At 54.7% G+C, this 18,305-nt stretch carries 10 protein-coding genes; 5 read left to right on the plus strand and 5 right to left on the minus strand.

All coding sequences use genetic code 11. The features are described from left to right. Positions 1-105: 105 nt before the first annotated feature. The gene (locus ABD971_RS05535; RefSeq protein WP_339943789.1) at positions 106-1,302 is read left to right on the plus strand and encodes a beta-ketoacyl-ACP synthase III; all 1,197 of its coding nucleotides are present in this window, start codon (positions 106-108) and stop codon (positions 1,300-1,302) included. 336 nt (positions 1,303-1,638) lie between these two features. Here ABD971_RS05535 and ABD971_RS05540 read toward each other — a convergent pair whose 3' ends face one another. From ABD971_RS05540 to ABD971_RS05555, 4 genes are all read right to left on the minus strand, one after another. Further along, the gene (locus tag ABD971_RS05540) at positions 1,639-1,821 is read right to left on the minus strand and encodes a DUF6800 family protein (RefSeq protein ID WP_339943787.1); all 183 of its coding nucleotides are present in this window, start codon (positions 1,819-1,821) and stop codon (positions 1,639-1,641) included. A 221-nt stretch (positions 1,822-2,042) separates the two neighbouring features. Then, positions 2,043-3,116, minus strand: a complete 1,074-nt coding sequence (locus ABD971_RS05545) for a glycosyltransferase family 4 protein (RefSeq protein ID WP_345320216.1) — start codon at positions 3,114-3,116, stop codon at positions 2,043-2,045. A gap of 58 nt (positions 3,117-3,174) precedes the next feature. Next, positions 3,175-4,683, minus strand: a complete 1,509-nt coding sequence (locus ABD971_RS05550) for an oligosaccharide flippase family protein (RefSeq protein WP_345320218.1) — start codon at positions 4,681-4,683, stop codon at positions 3,175-3,177. A gap of 76 nt (positions 4,684-4,759) precedes the next feature. Then, on the minus strand, positions 4,760-5,422 hold the full coding sequence (locus tag ABD971_RS05555; protein WP_345320220.1) for a class I SAM-dependent methyltransferase: 663 nt from the start codon (positions 5,420-5,422) through the stop codon (positions 4,760-4,762). Between the two features lie 263 nt (positions 5,423-5,685). Between ABD971_RS05555 and ABD971_RS05560 the strand changes: the two genes are divergently transcribed. Further along, positions 5,686-6,489 (plus strand): hypothetical protein, encoded by an 804-nt coding sequence (locus tag ABD971_RS05560; RefSeq protein WP_345320222.1) that lies wholly within the window; start codon positions 5,686-5,688, stop codon positions 6,487-6,489. A gap of 147 nt (positions 6,490-6,636) precedes the next feature. Here ABD971_RS05560 and topA read toward each other — a convergent pair whose 3' ends face one another. Continuing rightward, on the minus strand, positions 6,637-9,360 hold the full coding sequence (topA, locus tag ABD971_RS05565) for a type I DNA topoisomerase (RefSeq protein ID WP_345320224.1): 2,724 nt from the start codon (positions 9,358-9,360) through the stop codon (positions 6,637-6,639). A 367-nt stretch (positions 9,361-9,727) separates the two neighbouring features. Between topA and ABD971_RS05570 the strand changes: the two genes are divergently transcribed. From ABD971_RS05570 to ABD971_RS05580, 3 genes are all read left to right on the plus strand, one after another. Further along, positions 9,728-12,355 carry a hypothetical protein gene (locus ABD971_RS05570; protein ID WP_345320226.1) on the plus strand — a complete coding sequence of 876 codons (2,628 nt, stop codon included), beginning with the start codon at positions 9,728-9,730 and terminating at the stop codon, positions 12,353-12,355. Between the two features lie 255 nt (positions 12,356-12,610). Beyond that, positions 12,611-16,168: a PPi-type phosphoenolpyruvate carboxykinase family protein gene (locus tag ABD971_RS05575; RefSeq protein ID WP_345320228.1), complete on the plus strand. Its 3,558-nt coding sequence runs from the start codon at positions 12,611-12,613 to the stop codon at positions 16,166-16,168. Between the two features lie 316 nt (positions 16,169-16,484). After that, positions 16,485-18,008: a Gfo/Idh/MocA family protein gene (locus tag ABD971_RS05580; protein WP_345320230.1), complete on the plus strand. Its 1,524-nt coding sequence runs from the start codon at positions 16,485-16,487 to the stop codon at positions 18,006-18,008. The last annotated feature ends 297 nt before the right edge of the window (positions 18,009-18,305 follow it).

The following is an 18,305-nucleotide window of genomic DNA, read 5'->3' on the forward strand; positions in this document are numbered from 1 at the left end:
GCCTCTTTGGAGCAAGCGATTGGTATCGCCCTGCGAGCACCTGACTCTCTATTTTAACCTCATCGCTCTCCATTTTGCGAGCTTCCTCACTCTTATCAAGCTGCAATGACCCAGTCGAACTCGCCCGATCGTTCTGCGAACGAAAACCAAGCCACCTGTGAATCCTCGAACCCCACCAGCACGGCGGACGCGGATAAGCCGTGCTCCGGCGCTCGATGTGCATCCGAGCCAGCGGCCGGGACAATCCCGAGCACCGAACGGAATTATCGGGGCCGGATGGGAAAAGTGGCGGGCGTTCGTGTCGCTGCGACGGGTTCCTACGTCCCCGAGCAAATCGTTACCAACGAGGATCTTGCGGCTTTGGGGTGCGATAGCGAATGGATCGTGCGGCGAACGGGAATCCGCGAACGTCGTCGTGCGGCGGAGGATCAAGCCACCAGCGACATGTGCTACCAAGCAGCCCTACGTTGTTTGAGTGCCGCGAACATGGACGCTAGCGAGATTGATCTGATCATCGTCGCCACGATGACTCCCGATTACCCCACTCCATCGACCGCGTGTCAATTGCAACGCATGCTCGGTTCGGTCGCTCCAGCCATGGATGTTAACGCGGCGTGTGCGGGATTTACGTACGCCATGATCACCGCGGCTCAATTCATTGGCATGGGCAATAGCCGCCGTGTTTTGGTCGTGGGCGCCGACATGATGAGCCGTACGGTGAACCCCGAAGATGTAAAAACCTATCCCTTATTCGGCGATGGGGCTGGCGCTGTCATCATGACCCCGGCCGAAACAAGCGACGCATCGGATGAGGCCGATTCGGCTCACCGACTGCACGAACAGGGGCTGCTGTCGTACCAACTCGGCAGCGAAGGATGTGGCGGTGCGATGCTGTGCATTCCAGCCGGAGGCACCCGCCGTGCCTTGACCCCCGAGGCGTTCGCCGAAGGTGCCCAATACATGACAATGGACGGCCGAGGCGTGTTCAAGTGGGCCGTTCGCGTGTTTGACGAAAGTGCAAAACAGGTGCTGCAGCACGCCGGCGTGACGTCGGACCAATTGTCGCTTGTCGTCCTGCACCAAGCCAACCAACGAATCATCGACTCGGCAGTCGCCGATTTGGACATCGCCCCCAAAGACGTGTTCGTCAATCTCGATCGCTACGGAAATACATCAGCAGCCAGTATCCCGTTGGCACTCGATGAAGCGGTGCAAGCGGGCCGAATCCAACGTGGCGAATTAGTCCTGCTATGCGGTTTTGGCGCCGGATTGGCGTGGGGAACCGCATTGCTGCGTTGGTGAGAACATCGGATTGGTAGCGTTCCGTTGCCTACTTCGTCCAGGCAAGCGGGACCGGAGCAAAAACACGCAGACTCGAATCGCTCCCCTTCCCGTTAAATCCACGTTATTCGAGGACATCGTAACGGGATGTCGTCATCCGATGACGGGGTGCACGAAGTCGGGGGGCACGAGGACGGGGGGCACGAAACTCTTGGCGAGTTTCGCTACGGCGCGCGATAAACGCAGGGGAATATCCGCAGACGAATATCCCCGCAGGTGCCGAGCCCTTTGCCAGCTGACGTGGCGGTGGCAAAGGGGAAAGAAAAAAAAATCGATCTCGTTCCAAACGGGAACGGTTTAGCCCTTCAGGCCTTCACGCTCGATGATCACGTCGGCGCCAGGCGTGAGCAGACGAAGCTTGCGAATCACTTCCGCTTTTTCCATCGTTCCCTTCTTGGCTCGGTCGAGCAAGTTACGGGTCTTTTTACGACGTTTACGAAGTCGACGGATCTCTCGGACGCGTTCAATACCAGATGGCATTCGGGGGTACTCCAGCAATCAGTTAATGGTTAGGTTTTGTCGATTTAAGTTCGAAGTGTGGGATTTTAGCGTGCAATCCACGTCAAGGCGAGAGCGCTGCATTTTTGCCTCCCAAAAGTGGCAGACGCGTCCTGAATTGCCCCCCGAGTTGCAGGATCGACCGCAAAACCAGCAAAACACATCTGGCAGCGGCATTCTGCGGTCACGCGGACGGGATCCGCTCAGTCCGGCTTGCCGAACCATTCCTGCAACCGATCTTTGAAAAACTCGACGGTCGCCGCTTCGTTGTAATTTGCGGTGGCTTGGATGCGAGCCTGACTCCCCAGCCGACATCGCAATTCGGGGTTATCACGCAACCGGCAAATCGCCTCGACCATCGCTTGCGGATCGCGCGGCGCTACCAGAATCCCCGACTCTCCGTCCCGCACATATTCCGCCACGCCCACCGAATGGGTCACGATTTGTGCTTTGCCTAGATGCATCGTCCCAATCAACGTGACCAGCCCACAGGGGGTATCACGACTGCGAAGCGAGATGATTGAAGCGACGGCGTGCCAGAGAATTCCCCAAGCCTCGGCGTACGGCAAATTGAAATGCACCGATAAATTCGCCGGAGGATCGACATTTTGGAAATTCTTGGGGCGTGCAATCACGACAAACTTTGTATCGGGACAACGCCGCGCCGCCTCGCACAACGTTTCGTAATCACGAGCCTCGCCCCCCAACGCCGCGAAATATTCGCCTTCGATCAAACGCGGCGGCGGCGAACGCAGCGGGGCAGCGACACCCCATGGGGCGCGCAGGAACGTCTGTCGATCGAGTCTGAAATATTCTTGATAAAGGTCCAATTCGGCTTCGGTAAAAACGGTCAGTAAATCAACTTGTCTGAAACTGCGAGCCATTAGTTGATAACGCAGGCCGGTCGGTAGATCCGTGAAGTTAAACGAAAAACCAAAATGTCTGGCGGTCCGATTCGTGCGGCGGACACGCATCGCGTACTCGACCCACGAAGTGACCCAAGGCCCATGTGAAACAATCAGATCAAACGGCGTTTGTTCAGCCGCCGCCGCGAACGCTGCCGCGCCCGCGCAGCGCGCGAGTCCAGGAAATCGACGTGCCAGCTTGACCGCTCTTGGATTCGCAAATTGCTGCTTCGCCGAGAGCGAAAAATTGGACCATCGCAACGGCCGATCCCCAATGACAAAATCACGATCGATCAGGTCGCGGATCCAACACCAATCAAGGTTGGGATTCCCCGATACATTGGCGATTCGAATCGGTTTCGGCGAAGACATTTTGTCAATTCGTTTTAGAAAATTCGTGAGCGGTTCCCAAACCGAGCTGGCGTGGTGGTTACGTCGATTGCGTCGCCAACTCGCCGCGTACTTTGCTTTCCATCCAATAGACAGTGGCCAATGTGATTCCGCTGACCAGACAAACCAGTGCCGCCGCCGACACGATCGTGGTTCCAAACAGATGCAGCACGATGATTGCGGCAGTGAATGCCAACGTGTATGCCAGATCTTGCAGCGGAAAGAACAACTTGGTGCTCCAAAGCCTGTAACCATTCCATAAATGCTCGGGAACAATCCCCAGCGTGTAACCAACGATAAACCCTTCGAGTCCGAATTGGGTAAAGCCAATTAGCGTACACGGAATCGTCATAAAAAAGCGAATCATTTTCCCTGTCGCCATCGACTTGACATCGCCGATCGCCTTGAGCGTCTGCACGGCCAATCCAGAGACGACGCTTCCCCAGCCGGCAAAAACCATCCATTGACACAATCGTCCGGCGTCCGCGTATTGGGCGCCATACAACCGTCCAAAGAAGATCGGCGCGATGGCAAAAACACCAACGTTCATGATCAAACCAAATCCGAGCATCCGGCCGCGAACCGGTGCAACTTCGGCGGCAAGTTTCTCGGGTGTCTCGCGCGCCGACCGAGCCAACAGCGGAAACATGACATAGTCGCCGATGTGCGTAATCAACAGTACTGGTAACATCGCAATCGTGGTCGCCAACGTGTACAGGCCGAGCGTTTCGAGGCTGCCGATTCGCCCCAACACCATTCGGTCCACTTGCATAGCAAAGAACGTCGCTGCGGTGCTGACAAAAATCCATTTCCCAAAATGAAACAAATCACGAGCAAACTCGGGGTTCCAGCGGAAACGATGACGCATCTCACTGGGCAATAAAAAACTGCTGGTCATGCGGGTCGTCGACGCCGCCAATGCTCCGGCAACCAACGCCCAGATCGTCGGGTAAAAAAAAGCGATGATGCAGGTCACAATCGTTCCGATCAATTGGCTCAGTACGTTGTAGGCAATCATCGCGGTCGGTTTCAATCGGCGCTGAACCGTCATGATCCCGGTCGACGCAAAGCCTTCGATCGCCGCCGTGAAACCGACGATCGGAATCAGCACGAACAAGATCGGTTCACTGTAGAAGTTGGACACCAAAGGTGCCGCGATCCAGCAGGCAACCCAAATCCCCAAACCGCGGACGACCTGCACCGTCCACGCGGTACACAAAAAATCAGGATCGCTTCCCTTGCGATGTTGGACCACCGCCGGGGCGAGTCCAACATCCGACAACAGCGTCAAACCCATCACGGCGATTGACACCAACGCCATCAACCCGAACACGTCGGGCAAGACCAACCGCGAAAGTACCAAATTGCTGACCAGTTTCAGTACCAAGCTTGCCCCAAACAATCCCACCGTGCTCAGCGATGCAAACGTTGCCGGGTTTCGCAATGCGGGCCGCAAACGTTGATGGATAAAAGGGCGTAACACGATCGCATTGACAACCAAGCGTGAGTTTGATGCGGCCGCAGATAGAAAGGGGGGCACCGCAGTCATGAGCGTAATAACTCTACTGCAAACGTCCAGTCCTAGGGGGCCGCAGATCCCGCCAGATTCGACGCCGGCGAGCGAATCAGGACGCTGAGGAAGCTTCCCCACCCGCAGCAACGGACGGTTTGGTGGCGGACGCTGTCATCAGCCCCCATAACCACGTGACCTTGTAGCGCTGGATCTGAACCTGACTCGCCCCAGCTTCCTCGATCAATTGCTGAAATTCCGAGACGCCATACATGCGAAAATGGGACGGATCAGACCAGCGAAGATAAATGTCACAAAGTTTGCAGGTCAGATAGTCGTCGCACCAATCCGTGATGATGATCACGCCGCCTGGGCGCAAAACCCGCAACATTTCCTGCAACGCTTGATCAGGATGCCGAATAAAATGAAACACGTTGCAGCATACGACGGTATCAAAGCTGGAATGCTCAAACGCCAACTCCTCAGCCCAGCCTGTTCGCAGTTCAACCTGCGGGGGCAACCGATTTTTCGCAATCTGAAGCATCTCCGACGATGCATCGACTCCCGTCAACTTTGACGCAGGGAACTGATCGACCAAGCGAGACAAAATCGCACCGGTACCGCAGCCCACATCCAAAACATCGCCGAGCTCACTCGGCATCCGAGCCAAGGTCGCATCGGTCGTCATCCGGATATAGGACGACCATCGCGAATCGTATTCCGATGCAAGCTTTGCATACTCGGTCACAATATGAGTGCGATCTGGCTTTGGCGTCACGTTTGTTTTGCTTCTTTGAGTTACAGGTTGGCGGAAACCGAGTCATCGAGTGTGTCGTCCCCACGATGAAAAGCGGACTCGATCTCGGCGGCGTTTGCGATTGAGCGGAAGAAAAAAAACGCAGACGCGGACATTGCAAACCCAGCGAACAGAGTCGGCACGTTATGCTGATTCTATCCTTCGCGTTGCAACTGAAATCCCCGTCGCTTTTACGTTGTGAGTGTACCTTAATGCGCCGTGTCAAATGTCCCTGTGGAACCATCTTGTCGGTCAAAATAGATTCGGCCGAGATCGTGCAGTGCCCCAAGTGCAGCAAGAAGCTTCGCTTGGCTAAGCAGTCGCCAAGCGAAGCCGCAGGTGCCAGCGACGCAACTGAACCGCGGCCGCGAGCGACAAACACTCCACAGCCACCATCATCACCCGCCGCTGCGGTGCAACCTCAAACAACATGGCCAGGCATGTTGAATGAAACCCGCCAGCGGTTCGGAAATGCGCCGAGGACGTTCAGCGACGACGAGAAAGCTTATCTGCGTGTCAAATTTTCGTTTTTGACACGGCTACTCAGCTCCGCGGATAAGCTGTGCCAACCTCTGGCTGCTCAAGAATCGGTTTTTCGTGACGGGGTGATCGTCTGGGGCCACCTGATCCAGGCCAACAATCAATTATTCCAACCGGGCAAAAGAGACCTTCCCGGCGAAATGGTCTACGCGTTGAATCCGCCCAACATCACGCCGGAAGAACTCGGTCAAGTCGCTGCGGGACTCGGATCGCTCAAGGGCACACGCCCCGCAGCTCCAGCGCTCGCTCCGATTGCGAACTACTTGACCGACGAATACATCCGCGTTTTTGGTCTGCCGGTTCCACCAGCGATTTCCGCAAAACCGTGCATGATATCTACCGTTTATTTTGTTCGCCATCATCTTCCCAACTGGATGTTAAGCGACGGCTTGATGCCCTTAGTCGTGTCACCTCGAACGCCACATTTCGCATTCGTTTTGCCGGCGCTGTATTGGCCCGAAATGCTGCTTCAGCATTGGCAGGCCGCGCGGCCTGTGATTCGCAAGTAACGTGCCGAGGTGCGCTCGAGATTGCATTCGATGGAACCACAAAAAATGCCGCCAAGAGACTCGGCGGCATGGTGGTTGGTTGTGAATGCAGGACCGACGAAACTCTTGACGTGTTTCGCCACGACCGGGTGTGACGCTCTGGCGCAGTTACGCTTTCTTCTTGACGACGCCCTTCTTTTTCGCCGTCTTTTTAGCGGCCTTTTTCTTGGTCGTCTTCTTCTTGGCGGCTTTCTTTTTCGTAGCCCCCTTCTTCTTGCTGGCCTTCTTTTTCTTTTTCGTCGGCCCCTTGGCGGCACGTTCGGCCAACAAGTCCAAAGCAGCTTCGAAAGTCATTTCGGCCGCGTCCATTCCCTTGCGTAGCGAGGCATTGGTTTCGCCATCGGTCACGTAAGGCCCAAAGCGACCTTCGAGAATCTTGACTTCGCCTTCGGTGATCGGTGACGGTTTCTCGAACTTTTTGATCGGTTCTTTGGGGGCAGCGCGGCCGCGAGTTTTGGGTTGTTTCAGCAGCGCGATCGCTTCCTCGAGCGTGACCTCTAGCGGCGACACACCGGCGGGCAGCGAACGCGTGTCTTTTTCACACTTGATATACGGCCCGTACCGCCCATCAAACGCTTGGATCGGTGCGTCATTTTCGGGGTTATTGCCCAGCGTTCTTGGCAACGTCAATAACTTGCACGCCATTTCGAGCGTCAAGTCGGCGACCTCCATCCCCTTCAATAACGATTGATTGCGTTTCTCTTCGTCGTCGTTTTCACCGAGTTGGATGTAAGCACCAAAGCGGCCGACTTTGACGTAGATTGGCTTGCCAGTTTCGGGGTGAATTCCGATCGGTTCGTCTTCGACCTGACTTTGTTCAAGCAGTTCGAGTGCTTTTGGCAAATCGATTTCATCGGGTGCCAAACCGTCGGGAATCGAGCCACGGCGTTCGCCTTGTTCCAAAAACGGGCCGTACTTGCCGACGCGGACAAAGACCTCTTCGCGATGCTCGCCCTCGGTGGGCGTGCCCATCGAAAACATGGCCGTGACGCGAGGATCGATTTCTTCGACCTTCTCTTCAAGTCGTTTTTTCAGCCCGATCGCTTTGTGATCTTCCGTCGCAGGATTTTCAGTGTCGCCAAAATAGAAACTCTTCAAATACTCGAGCCGCTCGGCCTCTTTGCGACTGATCGTATCAAGAAAATCTTCCATTTGGGCAGTGAATTCATAATCCACCAACGCGCCGAAATGCGTTTCCAGCAGACGAATCACGCTGAACGCGGTCCAGCTTGGGACCAACGCGTTGCCCTTTTTGTAGACGTAATCGCGTTTCTGGATCGTGTCGATAATCGACGCAAACGTACTCGGACGACCAATCCCTTTCTCTTCGAGCGTACGCGTCAACGAAGCTTCGCTGAATCGAGCCGGTGGTTGCGTCGTGTGACTCTTTGGATCCAAATTCGCTGCGTCCAACCGGTCTTGCTCGGACAACGCCGGTAGCAAACGTTCTTTGTTCGCCAATTCTGCTTCCGGATCATCGCTGCCTTCGACGTAGGCACGCAAAAAACCTTCGAACAGGATGCTCGTTCCGCTGGCGGTAAAGGTCGCTCCGCCCCCTTCGATCGTTACGCCGATGCGTTGTTTCTTGGCGTCCGCCATCTGGCACGCGATGGTCCGTTTCCAAATCAGTTCAAAAATGCGGAATTGGTCCGAATCGAGCTCGCCGCGAACCGCTTCGGGCAGCCGGAACGGGGTACCCGCAGGACGGATCGCTTCGTGAGCCTCCTGCGCGTTTTTCACTTTGTTGGCGTAAACACGGACGCTGGGGTGCAAGAACGAATCGCCGTACTCACTACGCACCAAGTTACGCGACGCATCAATCGCTTCCTTGCTGAGCGTTGTGCTATCGGTACGCATGTAAGTGATGTAACCGTTTTCGTACAACCGCTGAGCCGCCTGCATGGTCCGCCGAGCGGTGAAGCCCATCTTGCGGTTGGCTTCCTGCTGCAGCGTACTGGTGGTAAACGGTGCTTTGGGACGTTCGGTGAACGGTTTGACTTCGACCTTGGTGACTTTGAATTCGGCACTGCGAAGCCGCTCGGCCAGCGCCGTTGCTTCGGCCTCGTTCATCTGCAGCAAGTCGGGATTTTTCAGCTTGCCGTTTTCGGAGTCAAAATCTTTGCCCGAGGGAATTTTTCGGCCATCAACGGTCGCCAACGTTGCGTTAAACGACTCTTTCGAGGCGGTGTCAAACGTCGCTTCGAGATCCCAGTACGTCGAATCGACAAAGGCAATCCGCTCGCGTTCGCGCTGCACGATCAAGCGAACGGCAACACTTTGCACGCGACCAGCACTCAACCCGCGGCCGACTTTTTTCCAAAGCAGCTGCGAAACGTCGTAACCGTACAAACGGTCCAAGATGCGGCGGGTTTCTTGGGCGTCGACCAATCCGCCATCGATCTCGCGCGGATTCTCGATCGCTTTTTGGATCGCATCCTTGGTGATCTCGTGAAAAACCAGCCGATGGACGGGAACTTTCGGCTTCAGAATCTCGTAAAGATGCCAACTGATCGCTTCTCCTTCGCGGTCTTCGTCCGTCGCGAGATAGAGGCTGTCGGCATCTTTAAGAGCCGCTTTTAACTTGCTGACTTGCTTTTTTTTGTCATCGGGAACGATGTAGATCGGCTCGAAATCGTTCTCGGTATTCACCCCCAGGTAGGCCCAAGGTTCTTTTTTGTACTTTTCCGGCATCTCTTTGGCGCCACCCGGAAGGTCCCGGATATGCCCAATACTTGCCTCGACCTGATAGCCTTTGCCCAAGTATTTCGAGATCGTGCGTGCTTTGGCTGGTGATTCGACGATCACCAAACTTTTGCCCGTGCTTTTAGCCATACAAAAAAACGACGTGGTTAGGGTTAGACGAAATGGACCGAAAGTCAGTACAACAACACAGTACGCAAATACACAGTACGCCATGGATGCGAATGCGATACTCGGCTTGACCCTCTAAATTGAGGGGCGATACGCTTTGCATCTCGGTTGGCACGCTTGGTCATGAGCCATTGCTTCTGACAGAGAGTTGGTCGATCGCGGCTTGTTGTCAAGATCACTCCGGATGCGATTGCGATAAATTTGTAGTCATCGACCGAGCGATTTTTTTAGAAAATTTACGGAAAACCCCATCGGACAATCCCCCAAAGCACTGAAAAACTCCGTGCTTTGCGTCCTCGCCAGAAAAAGAAGCCAGAAAGAGTCTGCTATGAACAACAGTCCGTTCGAAATCTTTCGCAAGAACCTCAAACCAATGATGGTCTTTTTGATCATGTTGGCGATGTTCTCGTTTGTCGTGCTCCCCGCACTGGACACCTATTTGCGTCAAAATACGGGAGGTGGGGGAGACGCGAAGCTTGCCAGTTTTGACGGAATCGAAATTTCTCAGAATCGCATTTCGTACATGACGCAAAATCACCAATCGACAGTGCGGTTTTTGCGTGAGCTAGCGGAAAAAACGGTTGCAGCGGGTGGATCGCCTAAAACCCCAGGCTTCCGCTACGACGATCAGAACAACCGCGTCGCGTCGATCGGAATCAGCGAGGTGCCCAGCGAACAGCTGTCGCTGAAAACGATGCAATTCGCCTCGGAAGCCAACAAAGCGGGTTTCGAGCTCGACGATGCGGCCATCGGAGCTTGGTTGAATCTGTTTGTCGACGATCGTTTTACCGACAAACAGATCGACGCGATGCTGATGGAAAGCACTCGCAACCAAATGGGCCGAGTCCATTTGTACGAACAACTCCGCAGCCACTTGTTGGCCGATTTGTTCAACCGAGCGGGCTTCGCCGTCGTTGCGGCCGGGCAAATGCCGATCATGACGCCCGCCGAAGAGTGGACCAACTTTCTGAAGCTCAACCGCGAAGCGACCGCCACCGCCTATGGCATTCCCGTCGAGAGTTTCGTCAGCAAAACCGATCCTAAACCCAGCGAATCGGCAATCAAAGCGATGTACGAAGAGGGCAAGGACACCGATCCGAACGATCAATCGCCCGCCCCCGCCTTCCATCGTCAATACACCGCCCAATTTGAATACCTGGTCGCCGATCTGCAGTCGTTCATCGACGAAGAAGCGGTCAAATTCAGTGAAGAGGAACTGCGTGCCGAGTACGAGCGTCGACTCGCTGGCGGCGATTTCCAGTTGCCCGAAGACCCTGCGGCTGAACAAGCTGCGAGCGACGAATCCGAGCTGGCCGACGGACTCGAAACCGAACTCGTCGAAACCGAAGTGATGGAAACCGAACCGGCCACTGAAACGCCTAGCGACGAAAAGAAAGCGGACGAGCCGAAGGAAGAAAAACCAGCGGCAGAGAAACAAGAAAAGGAATTGGCGGAAAAGGAAGAATCAAAACCTGCCGACGACACGAAGAAGGAAGAAGTTAAGAAGGAAGACGCAAAAGAAAAGGAAGCAGAGGTCAAGGAAGAAGCTAAACCCGAAGCGGAAACCGATGCGACCAGCGATCAACCTGAAGCCGAAGCTCCCGAAGCCGAAGTCAAAGAGTCGAGTGACGAAGCAAGCGAAGAATCTGAAAAGACATCGAGTCACGGCAAATCAATGACCGCCGACAACGGCATCCGCTTGGTCGCCTTCCAAGACACCAGCGACGAAGGTGAAACCGACGCGGCAGCGGAAGCAGTAAGCGAAGAGGCTGCGAAGGATTCGGAGAAAGAAAAATCCGACGCCCCCAAAGCCGATGACAAAGCTGCGGACGATGCCAAAGCTGCGGACAATGACAAGCCGGAAATGAAAGAAGAGGCAGCGGCAGAGAAGTCGGACGAAACGAAAGACGAAAAACCGGCTGCCGAAGAAACCAAACCCGAACCCAAGAAGCCTGAACCGAAAAAACCTGAAACCGAGTCGTTCGAAGCGGTTCGCGAACAGATTGCCGACTCGTTGGCACGACCGATCGCCGAACAGCGAATGGGCAAAGCGACTGCGGAGATGTTCTCGCAGATGCGACGCTACTTCAATCAGCATGCCATTTACAGCAGCGACAAGAAGAACGGACTCGAAGTCGAAGAGCTCAAGCCATTTGATTTGAAGAAGATGGGCGAGAAATTCGGATTCCGCTATCAAAAGATCGGCCCGTACACCGAGTTTTCGATCCAGGCCGAACCGATCGCACAAACGGTCGAAGTTGGCACCGAGCAAATGCGTCGCGGTCCTGCATTTACCACGTTCATGTACGGCGGACAAACGCAGATCGGAGTCATGCCTCGACAAGTGCTCTACTCGCCGCTTCGCACCGTCGATGACCGTGGTGGCAAGACCTACATTTCGTGGAAGATCGACGAACAAAAGGCGTACACCCCGAAACTCGAAGAGGTTCGGGATGAAGTGATCGCTGCGGTTCGGTTGAGCGAAGCTCGCAAATTGGCGATGGATGCCGCAGCCGAACTTGCTGCTAAAGCGAACAAGAGCGGAGCCGAACTGAGCGAACTCGTCCCCGAGGAAAACAAAGACGAAGTCAAATCGGGTCTCGGCCCCTTCAGCTGGCTCGATTCGTTTGGATTCCAAGGTGCGTCCATTGGTAACGTCCCCGAATTGAACTCGGTGGGCGAAGAATTCATGAAAGCTGTGTTCAATTCCGAAGTGAATGAGTACGCGGTTGCAATGAACATGCCCGAGAGCGTCGTCTACGTGGTCAAACCAACCAATTTCCAACCGAGCTTGGATGAACTGAAAGTTCTTTTCCAAAACCCACGCGATCGCATGATGGCGATGCTCGCGGGCGGTGGATCGACGAACGACGTGATTCAGGGATTCTATGAATCGGTCGACGAGCGAACCGACTTCACCTATGCTCGCGAAGCCGAAGAGAACGACGAGTACTAAGCCGAGACGAGTACTAATCCGAATCGACGGATCGTTGATTGGTTAGATAATGAATTGAACCTGAAACCCTGTTCGGTGCTCCGCACCGAACAGGGTTTCTTTTTTGTCTGAACCTAACCGGCTGTCTGCACGCTGTTCGTGAAATGGCTGTGTGGTGTATAACAACCTCTGCGACGTTTTCATTGACGATGCCGCACAATGACCGTATGAATTCAAAAGGCGGAATTCAAATCCCCTAAGCTCAGGAGTTAGGCAATGTTGTCATCACAAATCCCCACCTTGCAGTGTGGCGAGTCCGAAAAGGAAGAACTTCAACGAGCTTTGGGGTGGGACCGAGACCTCTCGAACACCCCGGCGGCAAAAGAAAACTTACGCAACTACATCACGCTGCAACTTGCGTCCGCGGGTCTGATGCCGCCCGACAGCGAGCAAGACCAATCGATGACGACTTTCTCGGCTGGGATTCTAGAGAGTCTGCGAGAAAAGAATCGATTGTTGTCGGAGTATCGTGCGCCGGTCGATTCGCGAATCGAAAACTTTCTCAATGAGTATTTCGCTGACGTCACCGACGGCGACCCGTTGCGGTTGCCTGGCCGCACCTTGACGCTCGATCGTCACGGCATGGCCCGCGAGTTGAGTCTGCCTGCGGGCGGACACGAATTCCAAAATGAGCTCGTCAGCTCGTATCGCTGCTTCAACGGCGTGTTAAACAATCCTCGCGCCGATCGGCGGACGACGGCAGGCACGTTCCATGTCGTCGAGGGTGGATTACCGATCCCGAGCGACAAACGGGTCGTCCCCAAAAGCGTGTTTGTCAAATTGTTCCGCGCCGCGATGACGCCGCCAGACGACATGATGTCGCTGCCTTACACATCCACCTCGTCGAATCCCTCGTTGACCTGGGTTTCGCTGCTGCTTCGTCCGATTGTGTGCCCCGAGGTCCCTGGATTCGGTGCCCAGAAAACGATGGAGACCCGTTTCTTTGCTCCGGGTTCACTGATCAGTAACCTCGATTTTGTGGAAACGATTTTTGGAAACGCTGGCGACCCGCTCAGCAGCCGAAATGACGCGGGACTCGACGTATTGCACTGGAGCGGCCATACCGGATGTGTGATCCTGGCAACGCATTTGACCAGCATGACCAAGAAAGAACTTGGTTTGCCGCATTACGACGATGCGAACGAACGCCAACGTCGCGATTCGATGTGCTGGAAAGACCCCGAAGAAAAATACAACGACGGGGGCGCGTTCAAACTTACGTGCCGTGACGAGTCGGGCGTGATTGTCACGCTGATCGCCGATAACTATTACGGCTACTGTAAAAAGGAAGTCAAAACGCAACTTAGCTACGCCACTAACTTGATGGGTGGATGCGAAGAAGAGCATTCGGGTGGCGCGTTGGCGTTTGCCTCGTATTCGCTCGGCGACGAATTCCAAGTCAACAGTCGCCGCTATAACGGCCGCCGGTTCTCGGATGTGGCGAGTGAATACCCGTCGTTCATCGACGTCAAACCCGAGGGATATGGCATCGACCGATACGATCCCAGCGTCGTCTACATTCCCGAAAATGCCAAAGTCACGCTGATCGAACGCTGTGTCACATGGACCAACGACGGCAAGGTCGAGCGGATTCCGCTCTCACCGGCCAATGTCTATATCGCACCAAGTGGCTACAAAATCCGACTCGAAAAACACCCCAACGCGCCCTCGTGGCGTTTGGTCGGATCGGTCGGCGAAGGTATTTTCTGTCACAAACCGTGCACGGTTAGCGGCGGCGGAAAGAGCGAAATCAGCAAGAGTCTTCGCGACTATATGTTGTACGGCCCGATCTTCGTCACCGACCGTGAAAAAGACTTTGCGAAACTCGACGAGATTTTTTCGCGGACCTATCACGACCGCTGGTCCAAAGAATACACCGGGCGGACGGACTATACCGAAAAACCAAGTCGCCCTGTGCTCGATCCAAATCGTAGTCTCGGCAGTGTGATTCAGTTGCTAACGCCTTCACCAGATTACAACGACGATTACAACAAGTGGCTGCGTGAGATTCCTGAACACGTCTACTCGATGGCGTTGATCATCAAACGTTTCATTCGCTCGGGAATGGAAGAGAATTGGCACGAGCATTTTGGTGTGGATATCGTCAACGGCTCCGCAGGCCATGAACTGAAGATCGGCGACCGTTCATTAGTCGGCACCTATTTGCGAGTCGGCTGGGACAACAACCGTTGGCGTACCTTCAAATTGCGACAAGACTTCATCGCAGCCGACAAGGTGCAGCGTGAAGACGATATCAGCGCCAGTGTGGTCGTGCCGGCTGACGTATTGGGTGACGTTGGCAAAGCGGTAACTCCAGCGGGCAGTTACAAGTTCGTCGAGAATTGTGAATACCGATTGTTCCAGCGTCCCGATGACGCGGTGCATCGTGGTTTGGATAAACAAACCGAGCTTGATTTGTCACGTCCTGGCAGTTTCATCAGTAATTTCGAACCGTTAACGACCGCACAAGCACGCGAAATCGTCGAAGACGCAATCGAATTTGACAAATTCACCGGTCCCATGGCTTCCATGCTGGCGAAAGCCGCCAAAGCCAAGGAGGGTTACGTCGTCAGCACGGCGAACCCACGAATCGTCAACGGAGCACCGACCAAGAACCCGCGTTACCTGCAAGACCGTCCTGACATGGTCAATTCGCGTGACACCTACGTCGCGATGCGGGGCATGCAATTGCATCGCGGGCTGGCCGAAGATGCTCCGATCCATGCTCCTGTTGGGGCCGTGCTTTCGGGACGTCGCAACAATCCGCCAGACTTGAAGGCTGGATTCCGGTCGCTCGCCGTCTACTCGCCGCTGCACTACCAAGAGTTGCCTGAGTTGTTGATGGACTACGTTTGTTCGTTGACCGGCAAAAGCCCCAGCACCACGGGGGCGGGTAGCGAAGGGGCTTTGACCAAAGGGCCGTTTAACGCGCTGATGCCTTCGGTCGATTTAAACTCGACGGTTGTGTCACTGATTTTGACCGGACTGGGCGGGTTCAGCACGGCGGCAGGGCACGTCGGACCTCGTTTCGAAGTCGGCCACGACATTTCGCTGTTGATTCCCGAAGTGTGGTGTCGACTCGGTCCCGAAGAACGTGATCCAGCCGAGATGATTCGCAACAAGATGCTCGAGAAGGTCGAAGATTTCGACCATGGCGATTTGCGTGTTCCTGCCAGCCGGTTGGGCTACCGCATCACGACGCGGTTCGTTCGCACCTATTTGGCTCGCGTGTTTGACAACCCGTCAAAGGTCTTTACCCCCGAGATCCTGCAACCGGAACTGCAAGACCTCGAATCGTATGTCGACGGTATCATGCACATCACCGAGGCTCAGAAACGTGTCGCGTTGGCCTACATGGAAGACGGCGGCTACGAGTTGGCATGTCCTCCGCTGCAAGCGATTTTGAATATCATGGCCTACGGCGAGCACGAGGGAAAAACCGCGGCCGATCCAGAAATCCGTGAATTGTTTACACGAGAATCGTTGCTGAAAAGCGACTGGTACGCCGCTCGTTTGAAGAAGAAACAGATTCGTGACATCGATCATTGGAAGGCTTTCGAAGAGCGACTCGAAGCGATGATTGAGCATTCCAAACAGAACAATTCGATGATTGATTTGGAATTGTCCGATCGACTCGGCTACGCGTCTGAAATGCGTGCCCATGCGGAATCGAGTAGCTATCTGGACGAATTGGTAGGCACGACTGGCGCCGATCCGATGCAGCCCAGTTTGACCGATCCCTCAATGATCAACCGCTTGGCGACCAGTCGCTAAGCCTTGCAAGCGAACACAGTGATGCATCTCGTAGCGAAACTCGCCAAGAGTTTCGTGCGAGGGCATCCGTCACGCATGAGGAACTTGACTGAAGTTTCGTCCTCCGATCGCTTCGTCCTCCCGCCCCGCACAATCTTTCAGACGGACGAAAGTCTTGACGACTTCCGCTACGCCAACCGGCACGGAATCGCGATGGGGGACGATCCGCTCGTTAGCACAATTTTTCGTGGCTTAACGCACCACCCCGCTTTTTTTTCCAGGTAAAATGGAGGCCTCTGTCCCACCTTTTTTGCTTCCTACCTGGAAAAGATTCAGTATGCCAAAACTATCTCGACGTCAGTTCAGTTCGGCCGCAGCAGCCACGATCGCTGCCGCATCGCTCCCCCGTACTCAGCGGTTTGCCCATGCCGCGGGCCCCAACGACAAACTTGGTGTTTGTATCGTCGGAGTAAACAGTCGCGGCAACGAGCATATCCGCGGCTTCAATCACGACCCACGTACCGAAATTCGCGCGATCGTCGACATTGACGAAAGTGTTGGAAAGCAACGTGTTGCAAGGGTCAGCGAGATGCAGGGCAGCAAGCCCGAGTTCTTTACCGACGTGCGTGATGCACTGGAAATGAATGGCCTAGATATTCTGACCTGTGCCACCCCCAATCACTGGCACGCCTTGATGGGCGTGTGGGCGATGCAAGCAGGCAAAGATGTCTATATCGAGAAACCGATCAGCCACAATATCCACGAAGGCCGCGCGTTGGTGGCCGCCGCCAAGAAATACGGCCGGATGTTCCAAACCGGAACTCAATCGCGCAGCAGCAGTGCCTGCCAAGACGCCGTGCAGTTCATTGCCGACGGTGGCATCGGAGAAGTCAACTTCGCTCGTGGATTGTGCTACAAACGGCGTAAATCGATTGGTGCTTTGGGCGATTACCCAATCCCTGAAAAAGTGAACTTTGATTTGTGGAGCGGACCGGCTAGCTACACCGATCCGAAGGTCACGCGAAAACAATTCCACTACGATTGGCATTGGCAACGTCACTACGGCAACGGCGACTTGGGGAATCAAGGCCCGCACCAAACCGACATCGCACGTTGGGGATTGGGTGTCGATCGCCACCCCAATTCGGTGCTCACCTATGGCGGGCGATTGGGGTATCAAGCCGAACGCAACGACCCTAATTATGTCGACGCCGGCGACACCGGAAACACCGAGATTTCGATCTACGATTACGGCGACAAATGCCTCGTCTTTGAAACTCGCGGACTCGATTGCTCGACCACCTCGGGCGATGAAATCGAAAGTTTCTTTGGCAAAGGAAAAGGCAACAAGATCGGCGTGATTTTCTACGGCAGCGAAGGCTATGTCGCGCAAACGTCCTACGATCACTGCGCCGCGTTCGACAAGAACAAAAAGCTGATCAAAGAATTCAAGACGCGTAACGTGGGCGACGCTCACTTTGCCAACTTCATTGACGCCTGCCAATCACGTGACGCGTCCAAGTTGAACGCCGATGCAAAGACCGGACACCTGTCAGCCGCCGTCAGCCATCTTGGCAATATTTCGTACTACGTTGGCGAACAAAATCATGCCTCCGCCGACGAGATCAGCAAGGCGCTCGCTAAGATCAAGAGCTTGGACAACAACCAAGTAACGCTTCAGCGAACCGTCGAGCATCTAACGGCCAACGGTGTCGATCTAGAGAAAACTCCGATGTCGCTGGGAGCTCATTTGAAGTTTGATCCCGAAGCCGAGCGTTTCATCGGCAATGACGAAGCCAATGCAATGTTGACTCGCGAGTACCGCAGCGGATTTGAAGTCCCTTCAGTGGAAAACGTCTAAGCGGCCCGGGACTGCACAACCGCTAGTCTTTTGATGAAGATTCGGCTGCTTGATATTATTGCGACCTCTCCATCCACTTTGAAAACGGCTGATTTAGTACGACATCACCATTCCGATGCCGCTTGGGCACTGCGAAGCATCCCGTAACGAAACTCGTCAAGAGTTTCGGGGGCATACGTTATGGAACGAAAGTCTTGACGGCTTCCGCTACGCTAAATTAGCAGTCTTCTTGATCGGTGGAGAGGTAACGGGTGAACACGCAAAAGGAAAATCAGCCCGGCGCCTCCGCTATCGACG

Source organism: Novipirellula rosea (genome assembly GCF_039541335.1).
Lineage (GTDB): Bacteria > Planctomycetota > Planctomycetia > Pirellulales > Pirellulaceae > Novipirellula > Novipirellula rosea.